The organism is Methylobacterium sp. GXF4, from assembly GCF_000272495.1.
Classification (GTDB): domain Bacteria; phylum Pseudomonadota; class Alphaproteobacteria; order Rhizobiales; family Beijerinckiaceae; genus Methylobacterium; species Methylobacterium brachiatum.
Genome location: NZ_AKFK01000080.1, coordinates 1 through 22727, shown reverse-complemented (window position 1 = coordinate 22727; position 22727 = coordinate 1). Strand labels below are relative to the sequence as shown.

21 protein-coding genes are annotated in these 22727 nt (G+C 71.6%); 8 read left to right on the top strand and 13 right to left on the bottom strand.

Annotated features, from left to right (window positions below):
• Nucleotides 1-22: 22 nt before the first annotated feature.
• From WYO_RS31725 to WYO_RS22865, 6 genes are all read right to left on the bottom strand, one after another.
• Nucleotides 23-166: a hypothetical protein gene (locus WYO_RS31725; RefSeq protein ID WP_007566973.1), complete on the bottom strand. Its 144-nt coding sequence runs from the start codon at nucleotides 164-166 to the stop codon at nucleotides 23-25.
• Nucleotides 167-241: 75 nt separating this feature from the next.
• Complete coding sequence (locus WYO_RS22880) at nucleotides 242-1444, bottom strand: Zn-dependent hydrolase (protein WP_007566971.1); 1203 nt, start codon at nucleotides 1442-1444, stop codon at nucleotides 242-244.
• Between the two features lie 168 nt (nucleotides 1445-1612).
• Nucleotides 1613-3040, bottom strand: a complete 1428-nt coding sequence (gene trmFO / locus WYO_RS22875; RefSeq protein ID WP_007566969.1) for a methylenetetrahydrofolate--tRNA-(uracil(54)-C(5))-methyltransferase (FADH(2)-oxidizing) TrmFO — start codon at nucleotides 3038-3040, stop codon at nucleotides 1613-1615.
• Nucleotides 3041-3118: 78 nt separating this feature from the next.
• Nucleotides 3119-3265: a DUF1127 domain-containing protein gene (locus tag WYO_RS30090; protein WP_007566967.1), complete on the bottom strand. Its 147-nt coding sequence runs from the start codon at nucleotides 3263-3265 to the stop codon at nucleotides 3119-3121.
• Between the two features lie 270 nt (nucleotides 3266-3535).
• Entirely contained in the window at nucleotides 3536-3802 is a 267-nt protein-coding gene (locus WYO_RS22870) for a hypothetical protein (protein ID WP_007566965.1), read from the bottom strand.
• 173 nt (nucleotides 3803-3975) lie between these two features.
• Nucleotides 3976-4950, bottom strand: coding sequence for a S1C family serine protease (locus tag WYO_RS22865; protein ID WP_007566963.1), 975 nt, complete (start codon nucleotides 4948-4950; stop codon nucleotides 3976-3978).
• A gap of 414 nt (nucleotides 4951-5364) precedes the next feature.
• Here WYO_RS22865 and WYO_RS22860 point away from each other — a divergent pair, with 414 nt between their 5' ends.
• Nucleotides 5365-5904 carry a sigma-70 family RNA polymerase sigma factor gene (locus tag WYO_RS22860; protein WP_039903818.1) on the top strand — a complete coding sequence of 180 codons (540 nt, stop codon included), beginning with the start codon at nucleotides 5365-5367 and terminating at the stop codon, nucleotides 5902-5904.
• Entirely contained in the window at nucleotides 5901-6596 is a 696-nt protein-coding gene (locus WYO_RS22855; protein ID WP_007566959.1) for an anti-sigma factor, read from the top strand. The genes WYO_RS22860 and WYO_RS22855 overlap by 4 nt, the downstream gene beginning before the upstream one ends.
• 62 nt (nucleotides 6597-6658) lie before the next feature.
• Here WYO_RS22855 and WYO_RS22850 read toward each other — a convergent pair whose 3' ends face one another.
• From WYO_RS22850 to uvrA, 3 genes are all read right to left on the bottom strand, one after another.
• Complete coding sequence (locus tag WYO_RS22850) at nucleotides 6659-7150, bottom strand: fasciclin domain-containing protein (protein ID WP_193375363.1); 492 nt, start codon at nucleotides 7148-7150, stop codon at nucleotides 6659-6661.
• A gap of 313 nt (nucleotides 7151-7463) precedes the next feature.
• On the bottom strand, nucleotides 7464-8444 hold the full coding sequence (locus WYO_RS22845; RefSeq protein WP_007566955.1) for a transporter: 981 nt from the start codon (nucleotides 8442-8444) through the stop codon (nucleotides 7464-7466).
• Between the two features lie 504 nt (nucleotides 8445-8948).
• Nucleotides 8949-12065 carry an excinuclease ABC subunit UvrA gene (gene uvrA / locus WYO_RS22840; protein ID WP_007566952.1) on the bottom strand — a complete coding sequence of 1039 codons (3117 nt, stop codon included), beginning with the start codon at nucleotides 12063-12065 and terminating at the stop codon, nucleotides 8949-8951.
• A gap of 289 nt (nucleotides 12066-12354) precedes the next feature.
• On the opposite strand from uvrA, the gene WYO_RS22835 reads away from it, so the two are divergent.
• Nucleotides 12355-12624 carry a type II toxin-antitoxin system ParD family antitoxin gene (locus tag WYO_RS22835; RefSeq protein ID WP_007566950.1) on the top strand — a complete coding sequence of 90 codons (270 nt, stop codon included), beginning with the start codon at nucleotides 12355-12357 and terminating at the stop codon, nucleotides 12622-12624.
• Nucleotides 12617-12907 (top strand): type II toxin-antitoxin system RelE/ParE family toxin, encoded by a 291-nt coding sequence (locus WYO_RS22830; RefSeq protein WP_007566948.1) that lies wholly within the window; start codon nucleotides 12617-12619, stop codon nucleotides 12905-12907. The genes WYO_RS22835 and WYO_RS22830 overlap by 8 nt, the downstream gene beginning before the upstream one ends.
• A 23-nt stretch (nucleotides 12908-12930) precedes the next feature.
• On the opposite strand, the gene WYO_RS22825 is transcribed toward WYO_RS22830, so the two are convergent.
• Both WYO_RS22825 and WYO_RS22820 read right to left on the bottom strand, forming a co-directional pair.
• Entirely contained in the window at nucleotides 12931-13353 is a 423-nt protein-coding gene (locus WYO_RS22825; protein WP_007566946.1) for a cupin domain-containing protein, read from the bottom strand.
• A 10-nt stretch (nucleotides 13354-13363) separates the two neighbouring features.
• Complete coding sequence (locus WYO_RS22820) at nucleotides 13364-14383, bottom strand: zinc-binding alcohol dehydrogenase family protein (protein ID WP_007566943.1); 1020 nt, start codon at nucleotides 14381-14383, stop codon at nucleotides 13364-13366.
• Nucleotides 14384-14506: 123 nt separating this feature from the next.
• Between WYO_RS22820 and WYO_RS22815 the strand changes: the two genes are divergently transcribed.
• Both WYO_RS22815 and WYO_RS22810 read left to right on the top strand, forming a co-directional pair.
• A complete protein-coding gene (locus WYO_RS22815) occupies nucleotides 14507-14878 on the top strand; it encodes a helix-turn-helix domain-containing protein (RefSeq protein ID WP_039903813.1) in 372 nt (123 codons plus the stop codon).
• 96 nt (nucleotides 14879-14974) lie between these two features.
• Nucleotides 14975-17026: a nitrate- and nitrite sensing domain-containing protein gene (locus WYO_RS22810; RefSeq protein WP_007566939.1), complete on the top strand. Its 2052-nt coding sequence runs from the start codon at nucleotides 14975-14977 to the stop codon at nucleotides 17024-17026.
• Nucleotides 17027-17153: 127 nt separating this feature from the next.
• On the opposite strand, the gene WYO_RS22805 is transcribed toward WYO_RS22810, so the two are convergent.
• Together WYO_RS22805 and WYO_RS22800 are read right to left on the bottom strand one after the other, a co-directional pair.
• A complete protein-coding gene (locus tag WYO_RS22805; RefSeq protein WP_007566938.1) occupies nucleotides 17154-18008 on the bottom strand; it encodes an amidohydrolase family protein in 855 nt (284 codons plus the stop codon).
• Nucleotides 18009-18182: 174 nt separating this feature from the next.
• Nucleotides 18183-19604, bottom strand: a complete 1422-nt coding sequence (locus tag WYO_RS22800; RefSeq protein WP_007566936.1) for an MFS transporter — start codon at nucleotides 19602-19604, stop codon at nucleotides 18183-18185.
• Between the two features lie 165 nt (nucleotides 19605-19769).
• Between WYO_RS22800 and WYO_RS22795 the strand changes: the two genes are divergently transcribed.
• Both WYO_RS22795 and WYO_RS29400 read left to right on the top strand, forming a co-directional pair.
• The gene (locus WYO_RS22795; RefSeq protein ID WP_007566934.1) at nucleotides 19770-20660 is read left to right on the top strand and encodes a polysaccharide deacetylase family protein; all 891 of its coding nucleotides are present in this window, start codon (nucleotides 19770-19772) and stop codon (nucleotides 20658-20660) included.
• A gap of 218 nt (nucleotides 20661-20878) precedes the next feature.
• On the top strand, nucleotides 20879-22727 hold a 1849-nt coding region (locus tag WYO_RS29400), incomplete at its 3' end, for an HWE histidine kinase domain-containing protein (RefSeq protein ID WP_007566932.1).

Here is a 22727-nt window from a genome sequence, read left to right as displayed (position 1 = left end):
GCTGATCCCGGGCGCCTGAGGCTCACTCGCCCGCCTCGGCGAACCGTCGCGCGAACGCCGCCACCAGCGCGTCGGCGGCCGGCCCGCTCAGATCGCTGAAGCAGAGGCCCTCGCCGACGAACACGGTCCACACCCCGTCATACGTCGCTTCCTTGCGGATCCGCATGGCCGCCCTCCAGCATTGATGCGGATCAACGGTTGGATGTGGGGGGCGTTGCTTCGGCGATCAGAGGCACGGCGCTCACCCCGCCAGAACCCGCGCCGCCGCCGCGCCGAGCGTGCGCACCCCGAAGGCCAGGTCCGCATCGCTGGTATCCTCCGCCCAATGGTGGCTGATGCCGCCGATCGACGGGACGAACAGCATGGCGGCCGGCAGGATCCGGGCGATGTTCTGGGCGTCGTGGCCGGCGCCCGAGGGCATCACCTGCCAGCGGCCGGGGCAGACCTGCTCGGCGGCCTCCGAGAGGGCCCGCATGAGGTCCGGGTCGCAGGGGGCGGGGATCGCCTTCGACAGGGCCGTGAGGGTGGCGGGGCAACGTTCGCGCCGGTTCGACTCGCGCACCAGAGCCTCGAGGCACGCCTCCATGCGCTCCAGCACCGGGATCGACACGTCGCGGAACTGGAAGGCCACCTCGGCGCGGCCCGGGATGATGCTGTAGCCGCCGGGATCCAGGGTGATCCGCCCGGTGGTCCAGGTGCTGCGGGGGCCGCAGAGTTTCGGGAATTCCCGGTCGATCGCCGCGAGCAGGCGTACCGCCGAGAGCCCCGCATCCCGGCGCTCGGCCATGGTGGTCCCGCCGGCATGGTCCTGGTTGCCGTCGAACACGATCTGGAATTGCCAGATCGCCACGATGCCGCTGACCACACCGAGATGCAGGCCGGCGGATTCGAGCTGCGTGCCCTGCTCGATATGCAGTTCCAGGAAACCCCGGTAGCGGGCCGGATCGAGCCGCATCCGCGGCAATCCGGCGAGTCCGGCGGCTTCGAGGGCCGCGCGCAAAGGCGTGCCGTCGGTGCGGTTGCGGGCGGCCTCGATCTCGGCCTCGGTCAGGTCGCCGATCGCCGAGCGGCTGCCCAGGAAGCCGCCGGAGAAGTGCCCCTCCTCGTCCGCGAAGGCGACGACGTCGACCGGCAGCCCGGCCCGGGCCAGGGCCAGCCCGGCCACCACCCCCAGCGCCCCGTCGAGCCAGCCGGCCTCGTTCTGGGTCTCGATATGGCTGCCGACCAGGAGGTGGGGTCCGGGGCCGCGATGGCGCCCGAGCACATTGCCGATCCCGTCGATCGATGCCTCCAGCCCGCATTCCTCCAGCTTGGCCATCAGCCAGCGGCGGGATTCCATGTCGGCGGCCGAGAAGGTCGGGCGGTGAACGCCGGTGCGGAACCGGCCGATCTCGCGCAGAGCATAGAGGTCAGCCAGGAAGGCGTCGGTATCGATCTCGGTCATGCAGCGGTCCCCGGGAGTTGAGCGCCCAGACCGTGCAAGCGCCATGCGCATATCGGGGTTTTCAAAGGGCGAGCCCTTTGGCGGGGTGTCGGGGCGGAGCCCGACAGCAGGGCTTCAGCCCTGCACCCGCGAAAGGTCCCGGCCCCTTCGAAACCGCGACTCGCCGCGCTACTCCGCCGCCGCCTGTTTCCAGTCCGCGGGCTGCGCCCCCGCCATCCAGGCACCGAGGTCGGCCCTAGCCCGGTCGGTGAGGGCCCGCTTCTTCAGCACGGCCTTCTCGGGCCCGCGCAGGCGACGGCCGGTCTCGTTGCGGGGCGCCTGGGCCAGGGGCGGGAACAGGCCGAAATTCACGTTCATCGGCTGGAACGAGCGCGGGGCGTTGGCCTCGCCGTCGGCCGCCATGTGGCCGCCGGTGATGTGGGCGATGAGCGCGCCCAGCGCCGTGGTCTGGGGCAGGGGGCTGAGCGGCCGGCCCGCCGCCTCGGCCACCGCGAAGCGGCCGGCCATCAGGCCGACCGCGGCGCTCTCGACATAGCCCTCGCAGCCGGTGATCTGGCCGGCGAAGCGCAAAGCGGGCCGGGCCTTCAGCCGGAGGGTGGCGTCCAGCAGGCGCGGGCTGTCGAGATAGGTGTTGCGGTGCAGGCCGCCGAGCCGCGCGAACTCGGCCCGCTCCAGGCCGGGAATCGTGCGGAAGATCCGGACCTGCTCGGCATAGGTCAGCTTCGTCTGGAAGCCGACCATGTTGTAGAGGGTGCCCAGCGCGTTGTCCTGGCGCAGCTGCACGATCGCGCAGGACTTGACCAGGGGATCGCGCGGGTTGGTGAGCCCCACGGGCTTCATCGGGCCGTGCCGCAGGGTCTCGGGACCGCGCTCGGCCATCACCTCGATCGGCAGGCAGCCGTCGAAATACGGCGTGCCCTCCCATTCCTTGAACCCGATCTTCTCGCCCGCCACGAGGGCGGCCACGAAGGCGTCGTATTGCGCCCGGTTCATCGGGCAGTTGAGGTAGTCGGCCCCCGTGCCGCCGGGCCCGGGCTTGTCGTAGCGGGACTGGAACCACGCCACGTCCATGTCGATCGAGTCGCGATGGACGATCGGCGCGATGGCGTCGAAGAAGGCGAGGGACTCGGCACCGGTGAGCGCCCGGATGCCCTCGGCGAGCGCCGGGGCGGTCAGCGGGCCGGTGGCGACGATGCAGGGACCCCATGCCTCGGGCGGCAGGCCCTCGACCTCGCCGCGGACAACCGTGACGTTGGGGTGCTGCTCCAGGCTCCTTGTCACCGCCGCGGAAAAGCCCTCCCGGTCCACCGCGAGCGCACCGCCCGCGGGCACCTGGTTCGCGTCCGCCGCCCGCATGACAAGCGAGCTTAAGCTGCGCATCTCCTGGTGCAGCAGGCCGACGGCGTTGCTCTCCGCATCGTCCGACCGGAACGAGTTCGAGCAGACCAGCTCGGCCAGGCCGTCGGTCTGGTGGGCCTCGGTGCCGCGCACCGGCCGCATCTCGTGGATCACGGCGCGATGGCCGGCCTCGGCCACCTGCCAGGCCGCCTCGGATCCCGCCAGGCCGCCGCCGATGATGTGAATGGTCTGTGTCATATCCCAGAATAGCGAAGGACCGTCGCCCGGATCAACGGGCGGCGGTCCTTTCAGTCGAATCGCGATGGTGCCGGGAGATCAGACGCGGGCGATGCCGTGGATCTCGCTGCGGTTGATGCCGAGATCGGCAAGATCGCGATCCGAGAGGCGGGAGAGCTGGGAAACGGTGTCGCGGTACCGGAGATAGGCGCGGACGCGACTCAGGACGCTACGAGCGGCGGACATGGAGTTCTTTGACCTCTGTTCAGGCAGTGGATGGCGCGCCGTTGCGCATCGCTGCCTCTTGTTGGTGCAACGCACATATAAACCTCCCGCGGCGCAGCAGGAGTCGAAAGGCCAAGGATCTGGCCTGCGTGCGCCGCATGCCCGGATTAAGAAACCGGCAACCTTCCCGGATGGTCATTCTTTGTGCGCATGCCGGGAGCCCTCTGAACGCGCGAAGGGCGCCCCACCGTCCGGCGGGGCGCCCTTCGCGGCGCAAAACGGGTGGATCCCTCAGTAGAACGGGCGCGGGCCGTAGAAACCGTAGGGTCGGTAATAGGGCCGGTAGAAGGGCCGCGGCCGCACGTAGCCGCCGTAATAGACCGGCCGGCGCCAGTAGGGGCGGGGGCCCCAGTTCGGGCGGCAGATGCCCCAGGGGTTCGGATGGAAGCCCGGGCCGCAGCCCCCCGCCGCCTCGGCGGAGCCCGCGAGCCCGAGGCCGCCGGCGATCGCGGCGGCCATAACGAGTGCCTTCGCGCGCGGTGCGCTCAGAATCGCCATGACACATCTCCTCAAAGCGTCCGGCGGATCGGCGCCGGTCGAGAGAGATTCGGCCCCGCCGCCTGAACCGAAGCTGAGCCTGTGGTTGTATCCCGTGCAGCCTCGACCTCGGCATCCGAGAAACGCAACCCCGGCCGCGACGGTTTCGCGGCCGGCCGCCGCGGAAGAGCCCGTCAGTGCAGCGAGGGCGTGCGCAGGAACCGCTCCCGGTCCGCCGAGACGAGGGCGAGCTTCACGCTGCGCCCGTCGCGGCGCACGGTGAGCGGGACGCGGACCCCGGCCTCCCCGAGCGCCCAGATGCTGCGGAACAGGGCGGCGAGATCCGGGATCGGCTCGCCGGCCACCGCCTCGATCACGTCGCCGCTGCGCAGGCCGCCGGTCTCGGCCGGGCCGCCATCGGCCAGCCCCATCACGACGATGCCCTCCTCGCTCTCGGTGGCGTAGAGGCCGAGCCAGGGCCGGGGCGGCCGGTTGGCGCGCCCGCGCGTGGCCAGGTCGTCGAGGATCGGCGGCAGCAGGTCGATCGGCACCACCATGTTGATCGGGCGGCCGCCGCTGCTGCCGCCCTGCTGCAGCTGCAGGGAACCGATCCCCAGCAGCTCGCCCTGCGCGCCGATCAGCGCGGTGCCGCCCCAATGCGGGTGAGCGGGGGCGGTGAACAGCGCCTCGTCCAGGACATACTCCCAGTACCCGGCGAATTCCTGCCGGGCCACGACCTCGACGGCGACGCAGCGCTGGCGCCCGCCGGCGCCCGCCACCACGGCCCGGTCGCCCGTCTTCAGCTCGGCCGAGCGGCCGAGCGGCAGGGCCGGGACGCCGAGCTCGCCCAGGGCCTGGACCAGGCCGAAGCCGGTGGCGGCATCGAAGCCGAGCACGTGGCCCTGGACCGAACGGCCCTCCCGGGTGGTGAGCCAGACGCTCTCGGCCTCCGTGATGAGGTAGCCCACCGTGAGAACGAGCCCGTCCTCCCGGATCACCACGCCGTTGCCGGCCCGCTCGGTGCCGAGGGTCTCGGCCGTGAAGGCGCTCTCCGGCACCCGCGCCGACAGGGCGAGCACCGACGAGAGCGCCCGATCGAGATCGTAGCCGTAATCCGCAGGCCTGGGCTGGGCCTGCGCGGGGATCTTCCACTCGCCCTGGGTCGCCATGAGATTCCTTCGGCTCGTTCGCCCCTGCGCCGCCGCCGGCCGCGCCACTTCGGACTGAAGCCGCGTCCCGCATGTCGGACGCGGCTCCGGGATTGTGCTGCGCATCGTCGTGTCCCGAAAGCCGGCAACCACCGGATCGGGATGAGAGCGTAAGATAGGCGGTCCGCCCGGCCTGCGACACCCGTGGCGCGGCGCCGCGCGCGGATCGCTGAGCCGACGACCTATCGACGATCCCGCGCGGCCGGCGATGTGACAGCACGCGCGGGGACGTCTAGACCACTCTTACGGGAGCGCGACCGGCAGATGAACGGCGCGCGGGCACGGGAACGGATCTTGACCGGACCGATCTTTGCCGCGGGGGCGTCTCCAGCCCCGGCGCGACCGCCAGGCTCTTCCGGCGCCGACGAGGCGCAGCTGCGGCGCCTGCTGGCCGAGATCGGGCGCGGCGAGGCGGCCGCCCTGGCCGAACTCTATGACCTGACGAGCCCGAAACTCTTCGGCGTGATCCTGCGTATCCAGCGCGACCGGTCGCTCGCCGAGGACGTCCTTCAAGACGCGTATCTGCGGATCTGGCAGGCGGCCGGGACCTACGATCCCGAGGCCGGACGCCCGCTCGCCTGGCTGTGCACGATCGCCCGCAACCGGGCGATCGACGGCGTGCGCCGCAAGGGGGTGGCCGAGGTTCAGGGACCGGTGCGGGATGACGGTGAGGATTGGGTGGCGCGGCTGATGGATCCGCATGACGACGCCGCGGCGTTCCTGGACCGGGACGCGCTCGGGGCGTGCCTGGGCCGGCTGGAACCCGCGCACCGGGATTGCGTGGTGCTGGCCTATTGCGAGGGCCATTCGCGGGACGAACTGGCCCAGCGCTACGACCGGCCGGTCAACACGATCAAGACCTGGCTGCACCGGGCGCTCGCGTCCTTGAAGACCTGCCTGGAGGCTGTCTCGTGAGCGGCGGCCTCGACGACCCGGCCTCGGATCCGGACCTGCGCGCGGCCGAGTACGTGCTGGGCACCCTCGACCCGGGGGAGCGGGCCGAGATGGCCCGTGCGATCACCACCGATGCCGGCGCGGCGGCCCGGGTCCGGGCCTGGGAGCGGCGGCTGTCGCCCTTGCTGTCCGCGATCCCGCCGGTGGCGCCGCCGCCGCGGGTGCGCGCGGCGCTGCTGCGGGCGCTGGCGGCCCGGTCCGCCGGCGCGCCCGACCCGCTCGCCCACCTGCGCCGCCAGGTCCGACGCTGGCAGATCGCCACCGCGGGGACCGGGCTGCTGGCGGCCGGGCTCGCGCTGTTCGTCGCGGTCGGGTCGCGGCCGGAGCCGGAGGGCGGCCGCTACCTCGCGGTGGTCCAGGGCGGCGGCGCCCTGCCGGCCCTGATCGTGCGCGTGGACACCCGCACCGGCACCGCCCAGGTCCGGCCGGTCGGGGCCGAGGCGCCCGCGGGTCGAAGCCTGCAATTGTGGTATGTCGGCGCCGAGGGGCCGAAGCCGCTCGGCCTCGTGGGAGCCGATGCGAGCCGGGTGAGCCTGCCCCAGGGCGCCTCGCCGGACGGGGTGCTGGCGGTGTCCGTCGAGCCGCCGGGCGGCTCGCCGAGCGGCCAGCCCACGGGACCGGTGGTCTATACCGGCAAGCTGATCGCCGAGTAGGCGCCGGGCAGAACCCGCGGCGCCGGGGCGGCGCCGCGGATGGTCGGATCACACAATCCGGCTCAGGGCATCAGCACGGCGTTGATCACGTGGATCACGCCGTTCGACTGCATCACGTTCGGGATCGTCACCGTGGCGGTGTTGCCCTTCACGTCGGTGATCAGGACCTTCTTGCCCTGCACCGCCACCGCGAGCGGCTCGCCCGCGACCGTGGTGAGCTGGCCCTGGCCGCCGCCCTTCTTGACGAGCGCCACAAGGTCCTGGGCGGTGTAGACGCCCGGGACCACGTGGTAGGTCAGGATCTTGGTCAGCGTCGGCTTGTTCTGCGGCTGGACGAGGCTTTCCACGGTGCCGGGCGGCAGCTTGGCGAAGGCGGCGTTGGTCGGCGCGAACACCGTGAACGGGCCGGGCCCGCTCAGCGTGTCGACGAGGCCCGCGGCCTTCACGGCGGCGACCAGCGTTGTGTGGTCCTTGGAGTTGACCGCGTTCTCGACGATCGTCTTGCTGGCATACATCGGCGCGCCGCCGACCATCGGGTTCTTGGCCTGGGCCATACCGGTCGCGCCGAGGCCGAGGGTCAGAGCGAGGGCGAGCGCCCGGGCCGCGCGCCGGCCTCCGATAACGTTGAGCATCCTGGAGTTTCCTTCCGTCAGGCATCCCGCGATCACGTCAGGACCGGGATTGCGCCGCCGCTTACGGCGCCTCGAGCGGAAAGGTTTCGCAGGATCTGACTATCGGCCGCTCCCTGGGCCGGCCATGAAAAAACCGCCCGGCGGGAGCCGGGCGGTTCGCCGTCCTGGCGGACGGTGTCGTCGAGATCCGGGATCCCCCGCCGCCTTCGCGGCGGGAGACCGGCGTGTCGTCTGATCAGTACTTGCGGACCAGGGCGGTCGGGACCGGCGAGGCGGGGGCCGGCGAATACAGCGGCACGATCAGGCGCAGCCAGCCGTCCGTGGAGTAGTTGTCACGAGCGCGGCTGAACGGCGTCGCGGCGATCTGCGCGCCGGTGACCACGTCGCGGGCGACGTAGGCCTGCACGGTGAAGATCTTGAAGTCGTAGCCGATCAGGCCGCCGACGGCGAACCGGCCGCGGTTGCCGGCCGCCGCGCTGAACTGGCCGATGTCGAAGTTGTAGGTGCCGTAGGCGACCGGACCGATCTCGAAGTTGCCGAACTTCTTCGTCGCGGTGATGTCGAAGTTCAGGGCGTCGGACAGGTAGAACGGGCCGAGGGCGGCGCCGACCGGACCACCGAAGCGGCCGGGCGAGTCGTAGATGTTGGCGGTCAGGTTGCCGGTGATGTTCCAGCCGTCGCCGGTGTAGCTGCCGGCCACGCCGAAGCGGTAGGTGTTCGACGAGAGCTGCGGCAGCACCGGGGTCGCGGTCGTGCCGTTCGCCGTGATGATCGAGCCGCGGTCGCCGTTGAGGTCGTTCAGGTACACGCCGCCGAGCAAGCTGACGCCGAAGTTGTTGCCCAGGTCGAACGCCCAGATGCCGCCGACGAAGGTGCCGACGTTGATCGAGATGTCCTTGTTGCGCACGCCGGCCGGGTTGCGGGTGAAGGCGAACACGGTCGGGGGAGCGACGAGCAGCTCGATGCGGCCGCCGAACGGCACGAGCGGGGTCGACCAGACCAGCACCGGGATGTTGACGGCCGTATCGGGATCGTTCCGGCCCTCGGTGCGACGGAACGTGAAGGTGTTGATCGCGTAGATACCCTCGGGCAGCGGCGCGCCGACGGCGAGGCCGACCTGCTCACCCGGAACCGTCGTGGTCTGCGCCTGCGCGATCGTCGACGTCATGCCGACCGTGAGCGCGACCGCGCCGGCCGCGAGCCAGTTCTTCATCATTGTTTCATTCCTTCCCAAGGTCTCAAGGCATCCGTCCCGCATTCGGCACTACCCTGCCGGTCTGCTCGCCCTTGGCGGCTGCCGGCTTCCGGTGTGCCGAGCGCCCCCACGGAGCCCGCCCGTCTCAACGTTGGTGACTATTCTACAGAGACCTGCGGAAAGACAGTGGAATGCTGATCGAAGCGGCAAAACCGGCCGAACCGTTGCGCAAAAGCCGCATTTTTGCGGCGATGCAACACAGTCCCCAGGAATGAATATGGGGGTTCCGGCCGGCAAAATATCGTTGAACGGTCAAGCTGTTGCCGACGGCGCTGGCGGGAGAATCCGGCAAGCGGGAGCAGGGGAACGGGCAGGGGCCCGGCCATCACCCACGGGCCGGAATCCCCGCCCCAATCCGGCCGCCCGGGGCCGGCATCGGCGGCCGGCGGCCCGAATCAGGCGGCGTGGCGGGCTGACCGAGCCGGGATTCCCGCCCTCACCCGGCAGAATCTGCCGCCCCGGCGCCTATTCGGCGGCGCTGCGGCGGCCGGTCTGCGGGGCGGGGCGCCGGGCCAGAACCTCGCGCAGGAACCGGCCGGTATGGCTCGCCTTCGCGCGGGCGATTTCCTCCGGCGTGCCCAGGGCCACCACCCGGCCGCCGCCATCGCCACCCTCGGGGCCCATGTCGATCACCCAGTCGGCGGTCTTGATCACTTCGAGGTTGTGCTCGATCACCACCACCGTGTTGCCCTGGTCCACGAGCTCGTGGAGCACCTCCATGAGCTTGGCCACGTCGTGGAAATGCAGGCCGGTGGTCGGCTCGTCGAGGATGTAGAGGGTGCGCCCGGTGGCGCGCTTCGACAGCTCCTTGGACAGCTTCACCCGCTGCGCCTCGCCCCCCGACAGGGTGGTCGCCTGCTGGCCGACATGGACGTAGTGCAGGCCGACCCGCTTCAGGGTCTCGAGCTTCTCGCGGATCGCCGGCACCGCCTTGAACAGCTCGGCCGCCTCCTCGACGGTGGAGTCGAGCACGTCGGCGATCGACTTGCCGCGGTACTTCACCTCCAGGGTCTCGCGGTCGTAGCGCTTGCCCTTGCACACGTCGCAGGTGACGTAGACGTCGGGCAGGAAGTGCATCTCGATCTTGATGACGCCGTCGCCCGAGCAGGCCTCGCAGCGCCCACCCTTCACGTTGAAGGAGAAGCGGCCCGGCTGGTAGCCGCGCGCCTTGGCCTCGGGCAGGCCGGCGAACCAGTCGCGGATCGGCGTGAAGGCGCCGATATAGGTGGCGGGGTTCGAGCGCGGCGTGCGCCCGATCGGCGATTGGTCGATGTCGATGACCTTGTCGAGATGCTCCAGCCCCTCGAGGCGGTCATACGGGGCCGGGTGCTCCAGCGCCCCGTTTAGTTTCTTCGCGACGGCCTTGTACAGGGTGTCGATCACCAGGGTGGATTTCCCGCCGCCCGAGACGCCGGTGATGCAGGTGAAGGTCCCGAGCGGGATCTCGATGTCGACGTCCTTGAGGTTGTTGCCCCGGGCGCCGAACACGCCGAGCTTGCCCTTGCGCCCCTTCCGCCGTGCGGCCGGGGTGCGTACCGCCATCTCGCCGGTGAGGTACTTGGCGGTGAGCGAGGCCGGGTTGGCCAGCACCTCGGCGGGGGTCCCCTGGGCGATGATCTCGCCGCCATGGATGCCCGCGCCCGGGCCGACATCGACCACGTAGTCGGCCTGCAGGATCGCGTCCTCGTCGTGCTCGACCACGATCACCGAATTGCCGAGATCGCGCAGGCGCTTGAGCGTGCCGAGCAGCCGCTCGTTGTCGCGCTGGTGCAGGCCGATCGAGGGCTCGTCCAGCACGTAGAGCACGCCGGTCAGGCCGGAGCCGATCTGCGAGGCCAGCCGGATGCGCTGGCTCTCGCCCCCCGACAGGGAGCCGGAGCCGCGGGCCAGCGTCAGGTATTCCAGGCCGACATCCACCAGGAAGCTGAGCCGGTCGCGGATTTCCTTCAGGATCCGGACCGCGATCTCGTTCTGCTTGGCGGTCAGCTTCTCCGGCAATTCGGAGAACCAGCGATGGGCCTCCGAAACGGACAGCGCCGTCACGTCGCCGATATCGGCCATGGCGACCTTCACGGCCAGCGCCTCGGGCTTCAGCCGCTTGCCGCCACAGGACGCGCAAGGCGTCTCGCTCATGAAGCGGCCGATCTCCTCGCGCACCGCGTCGGACTCGCTCTCCTTGTAGCGGCGCTCCAGGTTCGGGATCACGCCCTCGAACGGCTTGTTGACCGCATACTTGCGCAGGCCGTCATCGTAGGCGAAGCGGATCGCCTGCTTGCCGGAGCCGTAGAGCACAATGGCGCGGGCCGCCTCCGGCAGGCTCTGCCAGGGCACGCTGGTCTTGAAGCCGTAATGCTCCGCCAGCGCGTCGAGCGTCTGGCCGTAATAGGGCGAGGTCGACTTCGCCCAGGGGCCGACTGCGCCGCGCTTGAGGCTGAGGCCGGGATCCGAGATCACCAGCTCGGGGTCGATCCGCATCTCGTGGCCGATGCCGCCGCAGGTCGGGCAGGCGCCGAACGGGTTGTTGAACGAGAACAGCCGGGGCTCGATCTCCGCGATGGTGAAGCCCGAGACCGGGCAGGCGAAGCGCGAGGAGAACGTGATCGTCCGGGGCTCCTCGCCCTCGGGGGCGTCCGCGAACACGATCTCGGCGATGCCGTCGGCGAGCTCCAGGGCGGTCTCGAACGAGTCGGCCAGCCGCGCGGCGATGTCGGGCCGCACCACGATCCGGTCGACCACCACGTCGATGTCGTGCTTGAACTTCTTGTCGAGCTTGGGCGCGTCGTCGATCGCGTAGTATTCGCCATCGACCCGCAGCCGCTGAAACCCTTTCTTTTGGTACTCTGCGATCTCTTTCCGGTATTCGCCTTTTCGCCCGCGGACCACCGGGGCCAGCAGGTACAGCCGGGTCTTCTCCGGCAGCTCCAGAACCCGGTCGACCATCTGCTGGACGGTCTGGCTCTCGATCGGCAGGCCGGTGGCCGGGGAGTAGGGGATGCCGACCCGCGCCCAGAGCAGGCGCATGTAGTCGTAGATCTCGGTCACCGTCCCGACGGTGGAGCGGGGATTCTTGGAGGTGGTCTTCTGCTCGATGGAGATGGCCGGCGAGAGCCCGTCGATCTGGTCGACATCGGGCTTGGACATCATCTCCAGGAACTGGCGGGCATAGGCCGAGAGCGACTCGACGTAGCGGCGCTGCCCCTCGGCGTAGATCGTGTCGAAGGCGAGCGACGACTTGCCCGAGCCCGACAGCCCGGTGAACACCACGAGCTTGTCCCGGGGGATCGTCAGGTCGACGTTCTTGAGGTTGTGCTCCCGGGCGCCCCGGACCGTGATGACCCGCCGGTCGCCGGCGGCCGGCTGCGCGGCGTCGAACAGGGCCTCCAGCTTGGCGTCGGTGGCGGCCTCCGCGGCCGCGTTCCGCCGGTCCGGCGCGGGGGCCTCGGCCTTCTTGCGCGCGGGCTTGGCCGGCACCGCGTCCGCAGGCGCCTTGGCTGCGGAAACCTTCACGGGCGAGGGTTTGGGGGCGGCTTTGCTGGCGCCGACTCGGGCTCCGACTCGGGTTCCGGCTTGGGCTTTGGCCATGAGGGCGGCGGTCTTTCGAGGCGTCGACGCGGTCGGGGCTGGCTTGCGCGCGGGTCAGCCGCCGCACCCGCTCATGTCGAGCCGGGAGCGGTCGACGGCAAGGTGGGGCCGGCGGGACGCAGGCCCGTCATGCGAAGCCCTTGCTAGAACGAAACGCGTACGCCGGCAACCACGTGGTGAAACAGTCGGATCCGGCCGGCGGCGAGTCGCGGGCATAAGAAATTTTGTGAAAAACGCTTATCCTTGATATCGTGGTCTCCGATCCTCCCGGGCTTATGACGAGGCCCTCATGGCCACCATGACCATTTCCCTGCCCGATCCGATGAAAGAATGGATCGAGGCGCAGATCAAACAGGGCGATTACGCCAGCACGAGCGACTATGTCCGCGACCTCGTGCGCCGTGATCGCGAGCGGCGGGTCCAGCCCGAACTGACGATCGAGGATCTGCGCCGGATCGTCGACGAGTCCCGGGCCAGCGGGGCGAGCCATCGCAAGGTCCCCGACATCGTCGCCCGGGCCAGGACGCATGCACAGAGCGACCAGCCGCTGGATGAGTGACTACACCCTCACAACGAGGGCAGAGGCGGACCTGTTCGACATCGCCGTCCACGGCTACCGGCAGTTCGGTGTCCGCCAAGTCGAAGCCTATGCCACCGGTCTGGAGCACACCTTCCAGCTCCTCGCCGACAATCCCCGTATGGGCCGGAGGGCCGACGCGATCCGGCCCGGCGTGCATCGGCACGAATATGCCGCGCACGTGATCCTCTACGAGCCGGTGGATGACGGCGTCCTGATCCTGGCCATCGTCCACGGCCGCAGCGTGAGACATCTCGCGCTTTAGAGCATCATCCCGGTTGCGAATTCTTACGACCCGGCGTTGCGCGCCATGAAGGTGGCGGGGGTGCCGTCCTCGGGGTTCACGAAGATGATGTCGGTGGGCGCCCGCCGCGGGGTGTCGATCGACAGGAACGTCACCGGCTCGTCCGGGGCGATCTCCGGCATCGCGTGCACCGTGCCCTTCTCGAAGAACAGGAGCTGGCCGGGACCGAAGGTCGTCAGATTCGCGGGGTCGCCCAGCCAGACGGTGCCGCGTCCCGACAGGCAGTAGAGGTACTCGTCGCAGGTGGCGTGGTAGTGCGGCGGCGTCGGGCGGTAGACCCGGAACACCCGGGCGCTCGCCGCCTCCCGGTCGGTCAGGTAGGTGTCGACCAGGAGCGTCCGCGCGCTGTCGGGCAGGGCCGCCGCGAGCGCCGCCACGTCGAAGATACCGGTGCCGGCCTCGGTCATGGCGCCCACCTCACGACGCAAAGCCTTCGAGCACGATCTTGCCCTTGGCGCGCCCGCTCTCGATCAGCGCGTGGGCCCGCCGCAGGTTCTGGGCGTCGATCCGCCCGTAATGCTCGCCCAGGGTCGTGCGCAGGCGCCCCGCATCCACCAACCGGGCGACCTCGTCGAGGAGCGCGCCCTGGGCGCCGATGTCGGAGGTGCCGAACATCGAGCGGGTGAACATGAACTCCCAGTGCAGCGACAGGCTCTTGCGCTTGAGCTGGGCCACGTCGAGCTGCGCGGGGTCGTCGATCAGGGCGAACCGGCCTTGCGGGGCGATCAGCGCGGCGATCTCGGCCAGGTGCGCGTCGGTGTTGGTGGTCGAGAACACGAGGCCCGGTGCGCCGAGACCCAGGGAAGCCACCTCGGCGGCCAGCGGCTTGGCATGGTCAACCACGTGGTGGGCGCCGAGATCCCGGCACCAGGCCGCGGTCTCGGGCCGGGACGCGGTGGCGATCACGGTCAGGTCCGTGAGGTGCTGGGCGAGCTGGATCGCCACCGAGCCGACGCCGCCCGCCCCGCCGACGATCAGGATCGCCGGGGCGGCGCCCGGCACCGGCTTGGCGGTGTCGAGCCGGTCGAACAGGGCCTCCCAGGCGGTGATGGCGGTGAGCGGCAGGGCGGCGGCCTGCGCCCAGTCGAGGCGCGTGGGCTTGTGCCCGACGATGCGCGCGTCGACGCAGTGGAATTCGGCGTTGGTCCCCGGTCGGGTGAGGTCGCCCGCGTAGAACACCGCGTCCCCGACGGAAAAGCCCTCGGCCTCGGCGCCCTTGGCGACCACGGTGCCGGCGGCGTCCCAGCCCAGCACCTTGACCCCGCCCGCCTCGGGCTCAGCCCGCAGGCGGACCTTGGTGTCGACCGGGTTCACCGAGACCGCCTCGACCTTCACCAGGAGGTCGCGGGGTCCGGGCTCGGGCTGGGGCAGGTCGCAATCGACCAGGGCCTCGGCCTCGGTGATCGGCAGGGATTTTCTGTACCCGACGGCGCGCATCGCAATCTCCTCCGGCTGACCCGCCAGGAGATGCCGCCCGCCTTCACGAACCGCAAGTACGCACATAAAACGCCGCTAGTGCCGAAAATGATACCGTCCCCGGAGACGGTCGAGGATCCCGCCATGCCCCGCACCCGACACCATCGCGGCGCCTGCAGCCCCGGCTGCGCCGTCGAGGCGACCCTCCGGCTCATCGACGGCAAGTGGAAGGGCGTGATCCTCTACCACCTGATGGAAGGGACCCTGCGCTTCAACGAGATCCGCCGGCGGCTGACGAACGTCACGCAGCGCATGCTGACGAACCAGCTGCGCGAAATGGAGGCGGACGGCCTGATCGCGCGGAAGGTCTACGCCGAGGTGCCCCCGAAGGTGGAATACAGCCTGACCGCGCGCGGGCGGTCGCTGGAGCCGGTCATCCACGCGCTGAAGGTCTGGGGCGACCGGCATGTGGAACTGCATGACGACGCGGCACCGACTGTTCGGAGTGCCGCCTGATTGTGCATGGCAGTCCGCGCCAAACCCTTCCACCGTAACGGTGTTTTTATAACCGTCCCGGATGATTCGGGTTAACCGCGACCGCTCTGGATTCCGATGACCGTCCTCTCCTCGCTCCGCGCCCGCATCCTCGCGGTGGCGCTTGCGCCATGCCTCGCCTTCGCGGGCGCAGCGGGGTGGGCGGTGTCCGACCAATGGGCGCGGCGCGCCGAGATGGACCGGGTCGAGAACCTCGTCGGCCTCGCCTCGCGGATCAGCGCCTTCGTCCACGAGGCGCAGCGCGAGCGCGGCGCGTCCAGCCTGTTCCTGGGCGCCAAGGGCGCGCAGTTCGGGCCGGAACTCGCGGCCCAGCGCAGCCGCACCGACGCGGCGCTCGCCGGGCTTCCCGACGCGATGGCGGCGGCGACCGGCTTCGGACCCGCCTTCGCGGCGCGGGCGGACGGATTGTCCAAGGCGCTCGCCGGGCTCGCGGCCCAGCGCCGGGCGGTCGACGCCCTCGGCGTGAGCGCGCCGCAGGCGGTATCGTTCTACACCGGCCTGATCGGCGAGGGGCTGGGCGTGGTCCGGGCGATGGGCGGGGTGATCGGCGAGGCCGGCATCGCGGGCCGGGCGAACGCCTACGCGGCGTTCCTGGCGCTGAAGGAGGCCGCCGGCCAGGAGCGGGCCGCCGCCTCGGCGGTGTTCGCCTCCGGCACCCTGGACCTTCCCGCCACGCGCCGGCTCACCACGCTCTCGGCCGATCAGGCGACCTACGGCGCCCTGTTCCGGGCCGGGGCCTCGGACGGGCAGGCCGCGCTCTTGGACGCCGCGGAGGCGACCGAGCCGGCCCGGGAGGTGGCGCGCCTGCGCAAGGCCGTGCAGGAGACGATGCCGGGCACGACCCTCGCCTTCCGCGACGCGCCGGCCTGGTTCCGGCTCGCCACCCAGCGCATCGACGCCCTGAAGGGCGTCGAGGACCGGCTGACCGCCGATCTCGTGGCCGCCGCCGACGCGGTGCGGGCCCGGGCCGACCGGATGCTGACGGTCTGGATCGCGGGCGGGCTCGCTTTGTTCGCGCTCTCGGTCGGCTTCGCCTTCTGGCTGGGCACGGCCATCGCCCGCCCCCTGGTCCGGATGGCCCAGGTGCTGACGGCGATCGGCCGGGACGAGCCGGGCGCCGCCGAGCTGGCGATCCCCGCGGGGGGCCCGCGCGAGGTGCGGGCGATCGCCGCCGCCGCGGTGACGTTCCGCGACAGCGTCGCCGAGCGCCGGCTCGCCCGGGCCGAGCAGCAGCGGCTCGCCGCCGAGAACGCCGCCGCCCAGCGCGCCGCCGCCCTGAGCCTGGCCGACAGCTTCGAGCGGCAGGTCGGCGGCATCGTCGAGGCGGTCTCGGCCGCCGCCGAGCAGCTGGAGGCCTCCGCCCACGGCATGGCCCGGGCCGCCCGGGACACCACCGACCTCAGCCGGGCGGTGACCGGCGCCGCGGATTCGGCCGCCCGCTCGGCCGATACGGTGGCGGCGGCCACCGAGGAGCTCACCGCCTCGGTCCGGGAGATCGGCGTGCAGGTCGGGGCCTCCGCCGACCTCGCGGCCTCCGCGACCCGGAATGCGGACGGCATGGCCGGGGAAGTCCGCCGCCTCGCCCAGGCCGCCGGCAATATCGGGGCGATCGTCGCGATGATCTCGGACATCGCCGGCCAGACCAACCTGCTGGCGCTCAATGCCACGATCGAGGCCGCCCGGGCCGGGGAGGCGGGGCGCGGCTTCGCCGTGGTGGCGTCCGAGGTGAAGGAACTGGCCGGCCAGACCGCCAAGGCGACGGAGGAGATCGCCGCCAAGGTCGCCGAGATCACCGGCTCCACCGAAGCCTCGGTCCGGTCGATCGGCGGCATCACCGAGGTGATCCGCACCCTCGCCCGGATCGGGGCCGAGATCGCCGCCATGGTCGAGCAGCAGGGCGCGGCCACCGCCGAGATCGCCCGCACCACCGGCCAGACCTCGCAGGATACCCGCGCGGTCTCGGGCCACATCGCCGGCGTGGGCGAGGCGGCGGACATGGCCAGCCACGGCTCGTCCCAGGTGTTCGACGCCGCCAGCGACCTGGCCCGGCAGGCCAGCGCCCTGCGCGGCGCCGTGGGCGATTTTCTGGCCAACGTCCGCGCCGCCTGACGACAAGGTCCCGGATCCACAAGGTCCGGGACCTTGTGCGGGTCCAGGGCGGAGCCCTGGTGTCTCGGGGGCTCCGCCCCCGAACCCCTGCCAAAGGGCTGAGCCCTTTGGGATCTCAGGACCGGGCCTAGGCGAGGCCGAGGTTGAGCAGGCGGTCGGCGTTGCGCCAGAGGGCGGCGTCCAGGGCCTCCTCCGAGAGGCCGAGGGCGCGAAAATCCTCGATGCCCTGGCGCATCGGCCGGAACGGGAACGAGGAGCCGAACAGGAACTGGTCCTTCATGAAGCCGTTCGCCGCCTCCACGTAGAGGCCGCCGCCGGGGGCGAACGTGTACATGTCCGGGGAGACGAACACGTTCTCGTTGCGGAAGGCCACGGTCACCATCTCGGCCACGTGCGGATAGAATCCGTGGCAGCAGACGATCGGCAGCTTCGGGAAGGTCCGGGCGACCCGGTCCACCGCCAGCGGGTCGTTGAGGCGCAGGTCCGGGGTGGTCGGGCCGGACATCACGAAGGCCGGGACCGCGAGTTTCTCGCACAGCTCGTAGAGCGGCATCAGCCGCTCGTCGTCGGCCCGCATGCCCTCCCGGTAGAAGCCCGCATCGAGGTTGATTCCCTTGAAGCCGAGCTCGGTCACGGCGCGCTTGGCCTCGGCGACCGCGGCCTTGCGGCCGAGCTTCACCGGATCCACCGAGGCGATGCCGATCAGCCGCTTCGGATCATGCCCGGCGGCCTGCGCGAGGGCGTCGTTCGAGACCCGCACCCCCGGCACCGAGCGGGCGACCATCACGGCGACGTCGATCCCGGCGCCGTCCATCTCGGCGCAGAACCCCTCGATCGTGGCGCCGCGGGTGAAGTGCTCGACCTCGCGGCTGCCGACCCGGGCGTTCAGCCAGCGCGCGACGCCGAATTCCGGCGTGTCGGGCTCGGCGCCGAAGAACTTGTGCAGGAAGGTCGGTCGGCTGCGCATGTCCACGACGGGCATTGTTTGGGGACTCCATGATTGTGACTGGATCCACAAGGTCGAGACCTTGTGCGGGTGCAGGGCGGAGCCCTGCTATCGGGCCTCGGGCCGTGCGCTCAAGGGCTCCGCCCCTGAACCCCGCCAAAGGGCTGAGCCCTTTGGAAACCCGATCTCGTCCCTGGCAGGCGGGTCTCGTCAATGCGAGACCGCCTCGAGCACCTTGCCGCGCGTCTCGACCCCGAGGGTGAGGACCAGCAGGGCGGCGATCAGGAAGCCGCCCGCGCCGACCTGGAAGGCGGTGGCCGGGCCGTAATCGCGGACCAGCACGGGCACGATCATCGGACCCAGGATGGCGCCGATCCGCCCGAAGGCCGAGGCGAAGCCGGCCCCCGTGGCCCGGGCCCGGGTCGGGTACAGTTCCGGCGTATAGGCGTAGAGGCAGCTCCACATGCCGAACATGAAGAACTGCATCACGAAGCCGGCGACGAACAGCCAGGTCACCGCGAGGCCGGCGACGGTCAGCACGGGCTCGCCGCCGGCATTGCCGTACAGCCAGGCGGCCGCCGCCGCGCAGACGAGGAACAGGGAAGTGGTCGGCTTGCGGCCGATCCGCTCGAGCAGGACGGCCGCCGCGGCGAAGCCCGGGATGCCGCCCAGCGTGATCAGGGTCACGAACCCCACCGAGCCGACGATCGAGAAGCCGCGCTCCTTGAGCAGCACCGCGATCCAGGAATTGAGCCCGAAGAACCCGATCAGCGCGAAGAACCACAGCCCGAAGGCCATCACGGTGCGCATCCGGTAGGCGGGCGCGAACAGGGTCGCGACCGCGCTCAGCCGGGGTGCGGGAACCGCATCCGCCACCGCGGCGGCGATCTGCGGGGTGACCGGGGGCAGGGGCCGGCCGGTGGCGCGCTCGACCGCGCGCTCCATCGTGGCCATCACCGCCTCGGCCTCGGCGTGACGGCCGGATTCGGCGAGCCAGCGGGGCGATTCGGGCATGGTCCGGCGCACCGCCAGCACGACCAGCGACAGCAGGCCGACCACCACGAAGGCCCAGCGCCAGCCGAGATAGGGCAGGACGAAGAAGCTGATCGCCCCGGACAGCACGTAGCCCACCGCCCAGAACCCCTCGAGGATCGCGATGTACTTGCCGCGCACGGGGGCCGGGACGATCTCCGAGACCATCGCCTGCGCCACCGGCGCCTCGCCGCCGACGCCGACCCCGATCAGGAACCGGCAGGCCATCAGGACGGGCAGGCTCCAGGCGGTCGCCGCCGCGAGGCTCGCCAGGCCCCAGACCACCATGGTCACCTGGAACACGGCCTTGCGGCCGAACCGGTCGGAGGCGGTGCCGGCGGCGATATTGCCGACGAGCTGGCCCGCGAAGGTCATGGCGGCGAGCTGGCCGGCCTCCGTGGGGCTCAAGCCGAAGGCTACCACGATCGAGCCGAGCAGGAAGGTCAGGAGCGCCACGTCGATCTGGTCGACCAGCCACGCCGAGGCGATGATCGCGAAGATCTTCCGCTGGTAGCGCGACATCGGCAGGCGTTCGAGGCGCGCGGCGATGTCGGAGACGACCGGACGGCCGTCCCCCTGAGATGTCGCGGCAAGCGGCACGGCGAATCCTTCCTCGGCACCCGGACCGCGCCCCGCGCGGCCCCGTTTCCGACCCGGTACAGCAGGGCTGCCCGCCCGAACAGGCATGGCGGCGGATCGGCCGGCGCTGTCGGCCGCCCGGATCCGGCCTATCTGGTCGGGCGCCCCCGGACATTGAGACCCGCGATGGATGAGTCTGCCTCGGCCGCACAGCACGGCCGCTACCGCTACAGCGCCCTTCCGGACCGGCCGGTCTACGACTGGCCCGGGGGCAGGCGGCTCGCGGTCTATGTCGGGCTCAATCTCGAGACCTTCGATTTCGGCTCCGGGCTCGGGGCCGAGCTCGCCCCGGGCGGGCCGCAGCCCGACGTGCTCAATTACGCCTGGCGCGACTGGGGCAACCGGGTCGGGGCCTGGCGGCTGCGCGACGCCCTCGACGGCCTCGGCCTGCCCGCGAGCGTGCTGGTCAACAGCCGGCTCTACCGGGACTGCCCGGGCCTGATCGAGGCGTTCCGGGCCCGGGGCGACGAGATCGTCGGGCACGGGCGCACCAATGCCGAGCGGCAGGGCACCCTGCCCGAGGCGGAGGAGCGGGCCCTGATCGCGGAGGCGACCGCGATCCTGACCCGACAGGAGGGCCGGGCGCCGGCCGGCTGGCTCGGCCCCTGGATCTCGCAATCGCGGGTCACGCCCGACCTGCTCGCCGAGGCCGGCTACCGCTACCTGCTCGACTGGTGCCACGACGACCAGCCGACCTGGATGGCGACCCGGGGCGGCGGCCGGATCCTGGCCGTGCCCTATCCGCAGGAGCTGAACGACATCCCGGCGATCGTCGCCCGCAAGGAGACCGGCCGGCAATTCGCCGACGCGATCGTCGACGCCTTCGACGAGATGCTGGAGCAATCCGCAGCCGCGCCGCTGGTGATGGGCATCGCGCTCCATCCCTACATCGTCGGCCAGCCCCACCGGCTGCGGCCGCTGCGGGCGGCGCTCGGCCATATCACGGCCCACCGGGACCGGATCTGGCTCACTACGGCGGGCGGAATCGCCGCGCACGCCACGGCCGTGGCGGGTTGATCGGCGCCGGGCGCCCACTTCCGGCCGAATCCCGGTTCCATCGGTCCGGATTGGCTATCCAGCCCGATCTGATCGGGTCTCGTCGACGTCGTCCGGGCCCGAAAACGCGCCCCGTCTTTCCGGATGAGGCCCGGGATCGCGATTTTTGCCCGGTCAGCCTTGCTGCCGCCATCGTTGCCCCGGAGGCGGCTCTATCCGCGTCCACCGATCACGCCCCGATGCACGACGTCCGCGACCCGTGCCGCCTCGCCGCGCCGGCCAGCTTCGTTTCCGACACCCCGCCGGAGGCCGGGTTCGCGGACCTCGTCCGCATGGCCCGGCGGGCCTGCGCAACCCCGATGGCCTTGCTGGGCCTCGCGGCCGGAGACCGGGTCCGGTTCCAGGCCGGAGCCGGGTTCGAGCCCGGCCCATACGCGCCCGGCAGCAGCCTCGACGGTCTCCTCGGGCGTATCCCCGACGGGCCGGGCCTGCTGGTCATCCCCGACCTGACGACGGATGCGCGCACCTGCGCGGACCCGCTGGTCGTGGCCGGCCCGGGCCTGCGCTTCTACGCCGGGGCGGCGTTGCAGACCGAATCCGGCGAGCGCCTCGGCACCCTGTGCGTGCTCGACCACGCCCCCCGGCCCGGAGGCCTCGGAGCCGAGGAGGCCGAGGATCTGGCCGCCCTCGCCCGGCTCGCCGTCCGGCAGCTGGACTTCCAGCGGAGCCAGGCCGCGCGCGACCGCCTCCTGACCCAGCGGGCGGTGGTGGCCGGGGTGCTCACGGCTCTGCTGGAGGCCGGCGACCGGCGGGCGATCCTCGATCTCCTGGTGGCCGCCGCCCTGGCGGCGGTGCCCGAGGCCGAGGGCGGCGGCGTCGCGATGCGCGAGGGCGCCGACCTGGTCTACCGCTCGGGGGCCGGGACCCTCGCCGGCCAGGTCGGCCTGCAGCGGCCGCTCGCCGGCAGCCTGGCCGGCGCGGCGCTGACCGGGGACACGGCGCTCCTGAGCCCGGACCTGGCGGCGGATCCGCGGGTGACGCAGGACCCGCTGCCGGTGCCCGGGATGCGCGCGGCGCTCTACGCGCCCGTGCGCCTCGGCGGCGCGGTTCTGGGCATCCTCGAATTGCGCGCGGCCCGGGCCGGTACCTTCACGCCGGACGATCTGGAGGTGGCCCGGTTGATCGCCGGCACGGTCGCGGCGGGGCTCGCCGAGACCCGCGAGGTCGGCGCGGCCGAGGCCCGGCTCGCCACCGTGATGGACACGGTCCCGGTCGGGATCCTGCTCGCCGAGGCGCCGTCGGGCCGCATCGTCATGGGCAACCGGCGCATCCGCGAGGTGCTGGGCCACGACACGCTCTACGCGCAGGCCAGCACGGAATACGGCGTCTACGTCGCCTACCACGCCGATGACAGACCGGTGGCCCCGGAGGAATTCCCCCTCGCCCGGATCTGCGCGGGCCAGGCCGCCCGGGCCGAGCTGGAGGTCCGCTACCAGCACCCGGACGGGGCGCGCCGCTGGATTGCCATCCGGGGCGAGGCGATCAAGGATGCCGCCGGCGCCACCGTCGGCGCCGTGGTGGCGGTGTCCGATATCGAGGCGCGCAAGCGCACCGAGGCGAACCAGACTCTGCTCAACGGCGAGCTGTCCCACCGGCTCAAGAACACCCTGGCGCTGGTGCAGGCGATCGCCGCCCAGACGCTGCGCAACGCCCCCGACATCGACGCGGCCCGCGAGGCCCTGGCGGCGCGGCTGGTCGCCCTGGGCCAGGCCCACGACGTCCTGCTCGCCGGGCACCTCGCGGGCCAGGCCGAGACCGCCAGCGTCGCCGCGGTGGTGACGGGAAGCCTGGCGCTGCATCAGGACGGGCGCGGCCGGTTCGAGCTGAACGGCCCGGACCTGCTGATCGGGCCGTCCGCCGCCCTGTCGCTGGCCCTGATGCTCCACGAGCTCGGCACCAACGCGGTCAAATACGGCGCGCTCTCGACGGAGACGGGCCGGGTTGCGGTGCGCTGGGAGACGGGCTGCGACGCGGCCGGGGACGATTGCTTCACGCTGGTCTGGCGGGAGAGCGGCGGCCCGCCGGTGG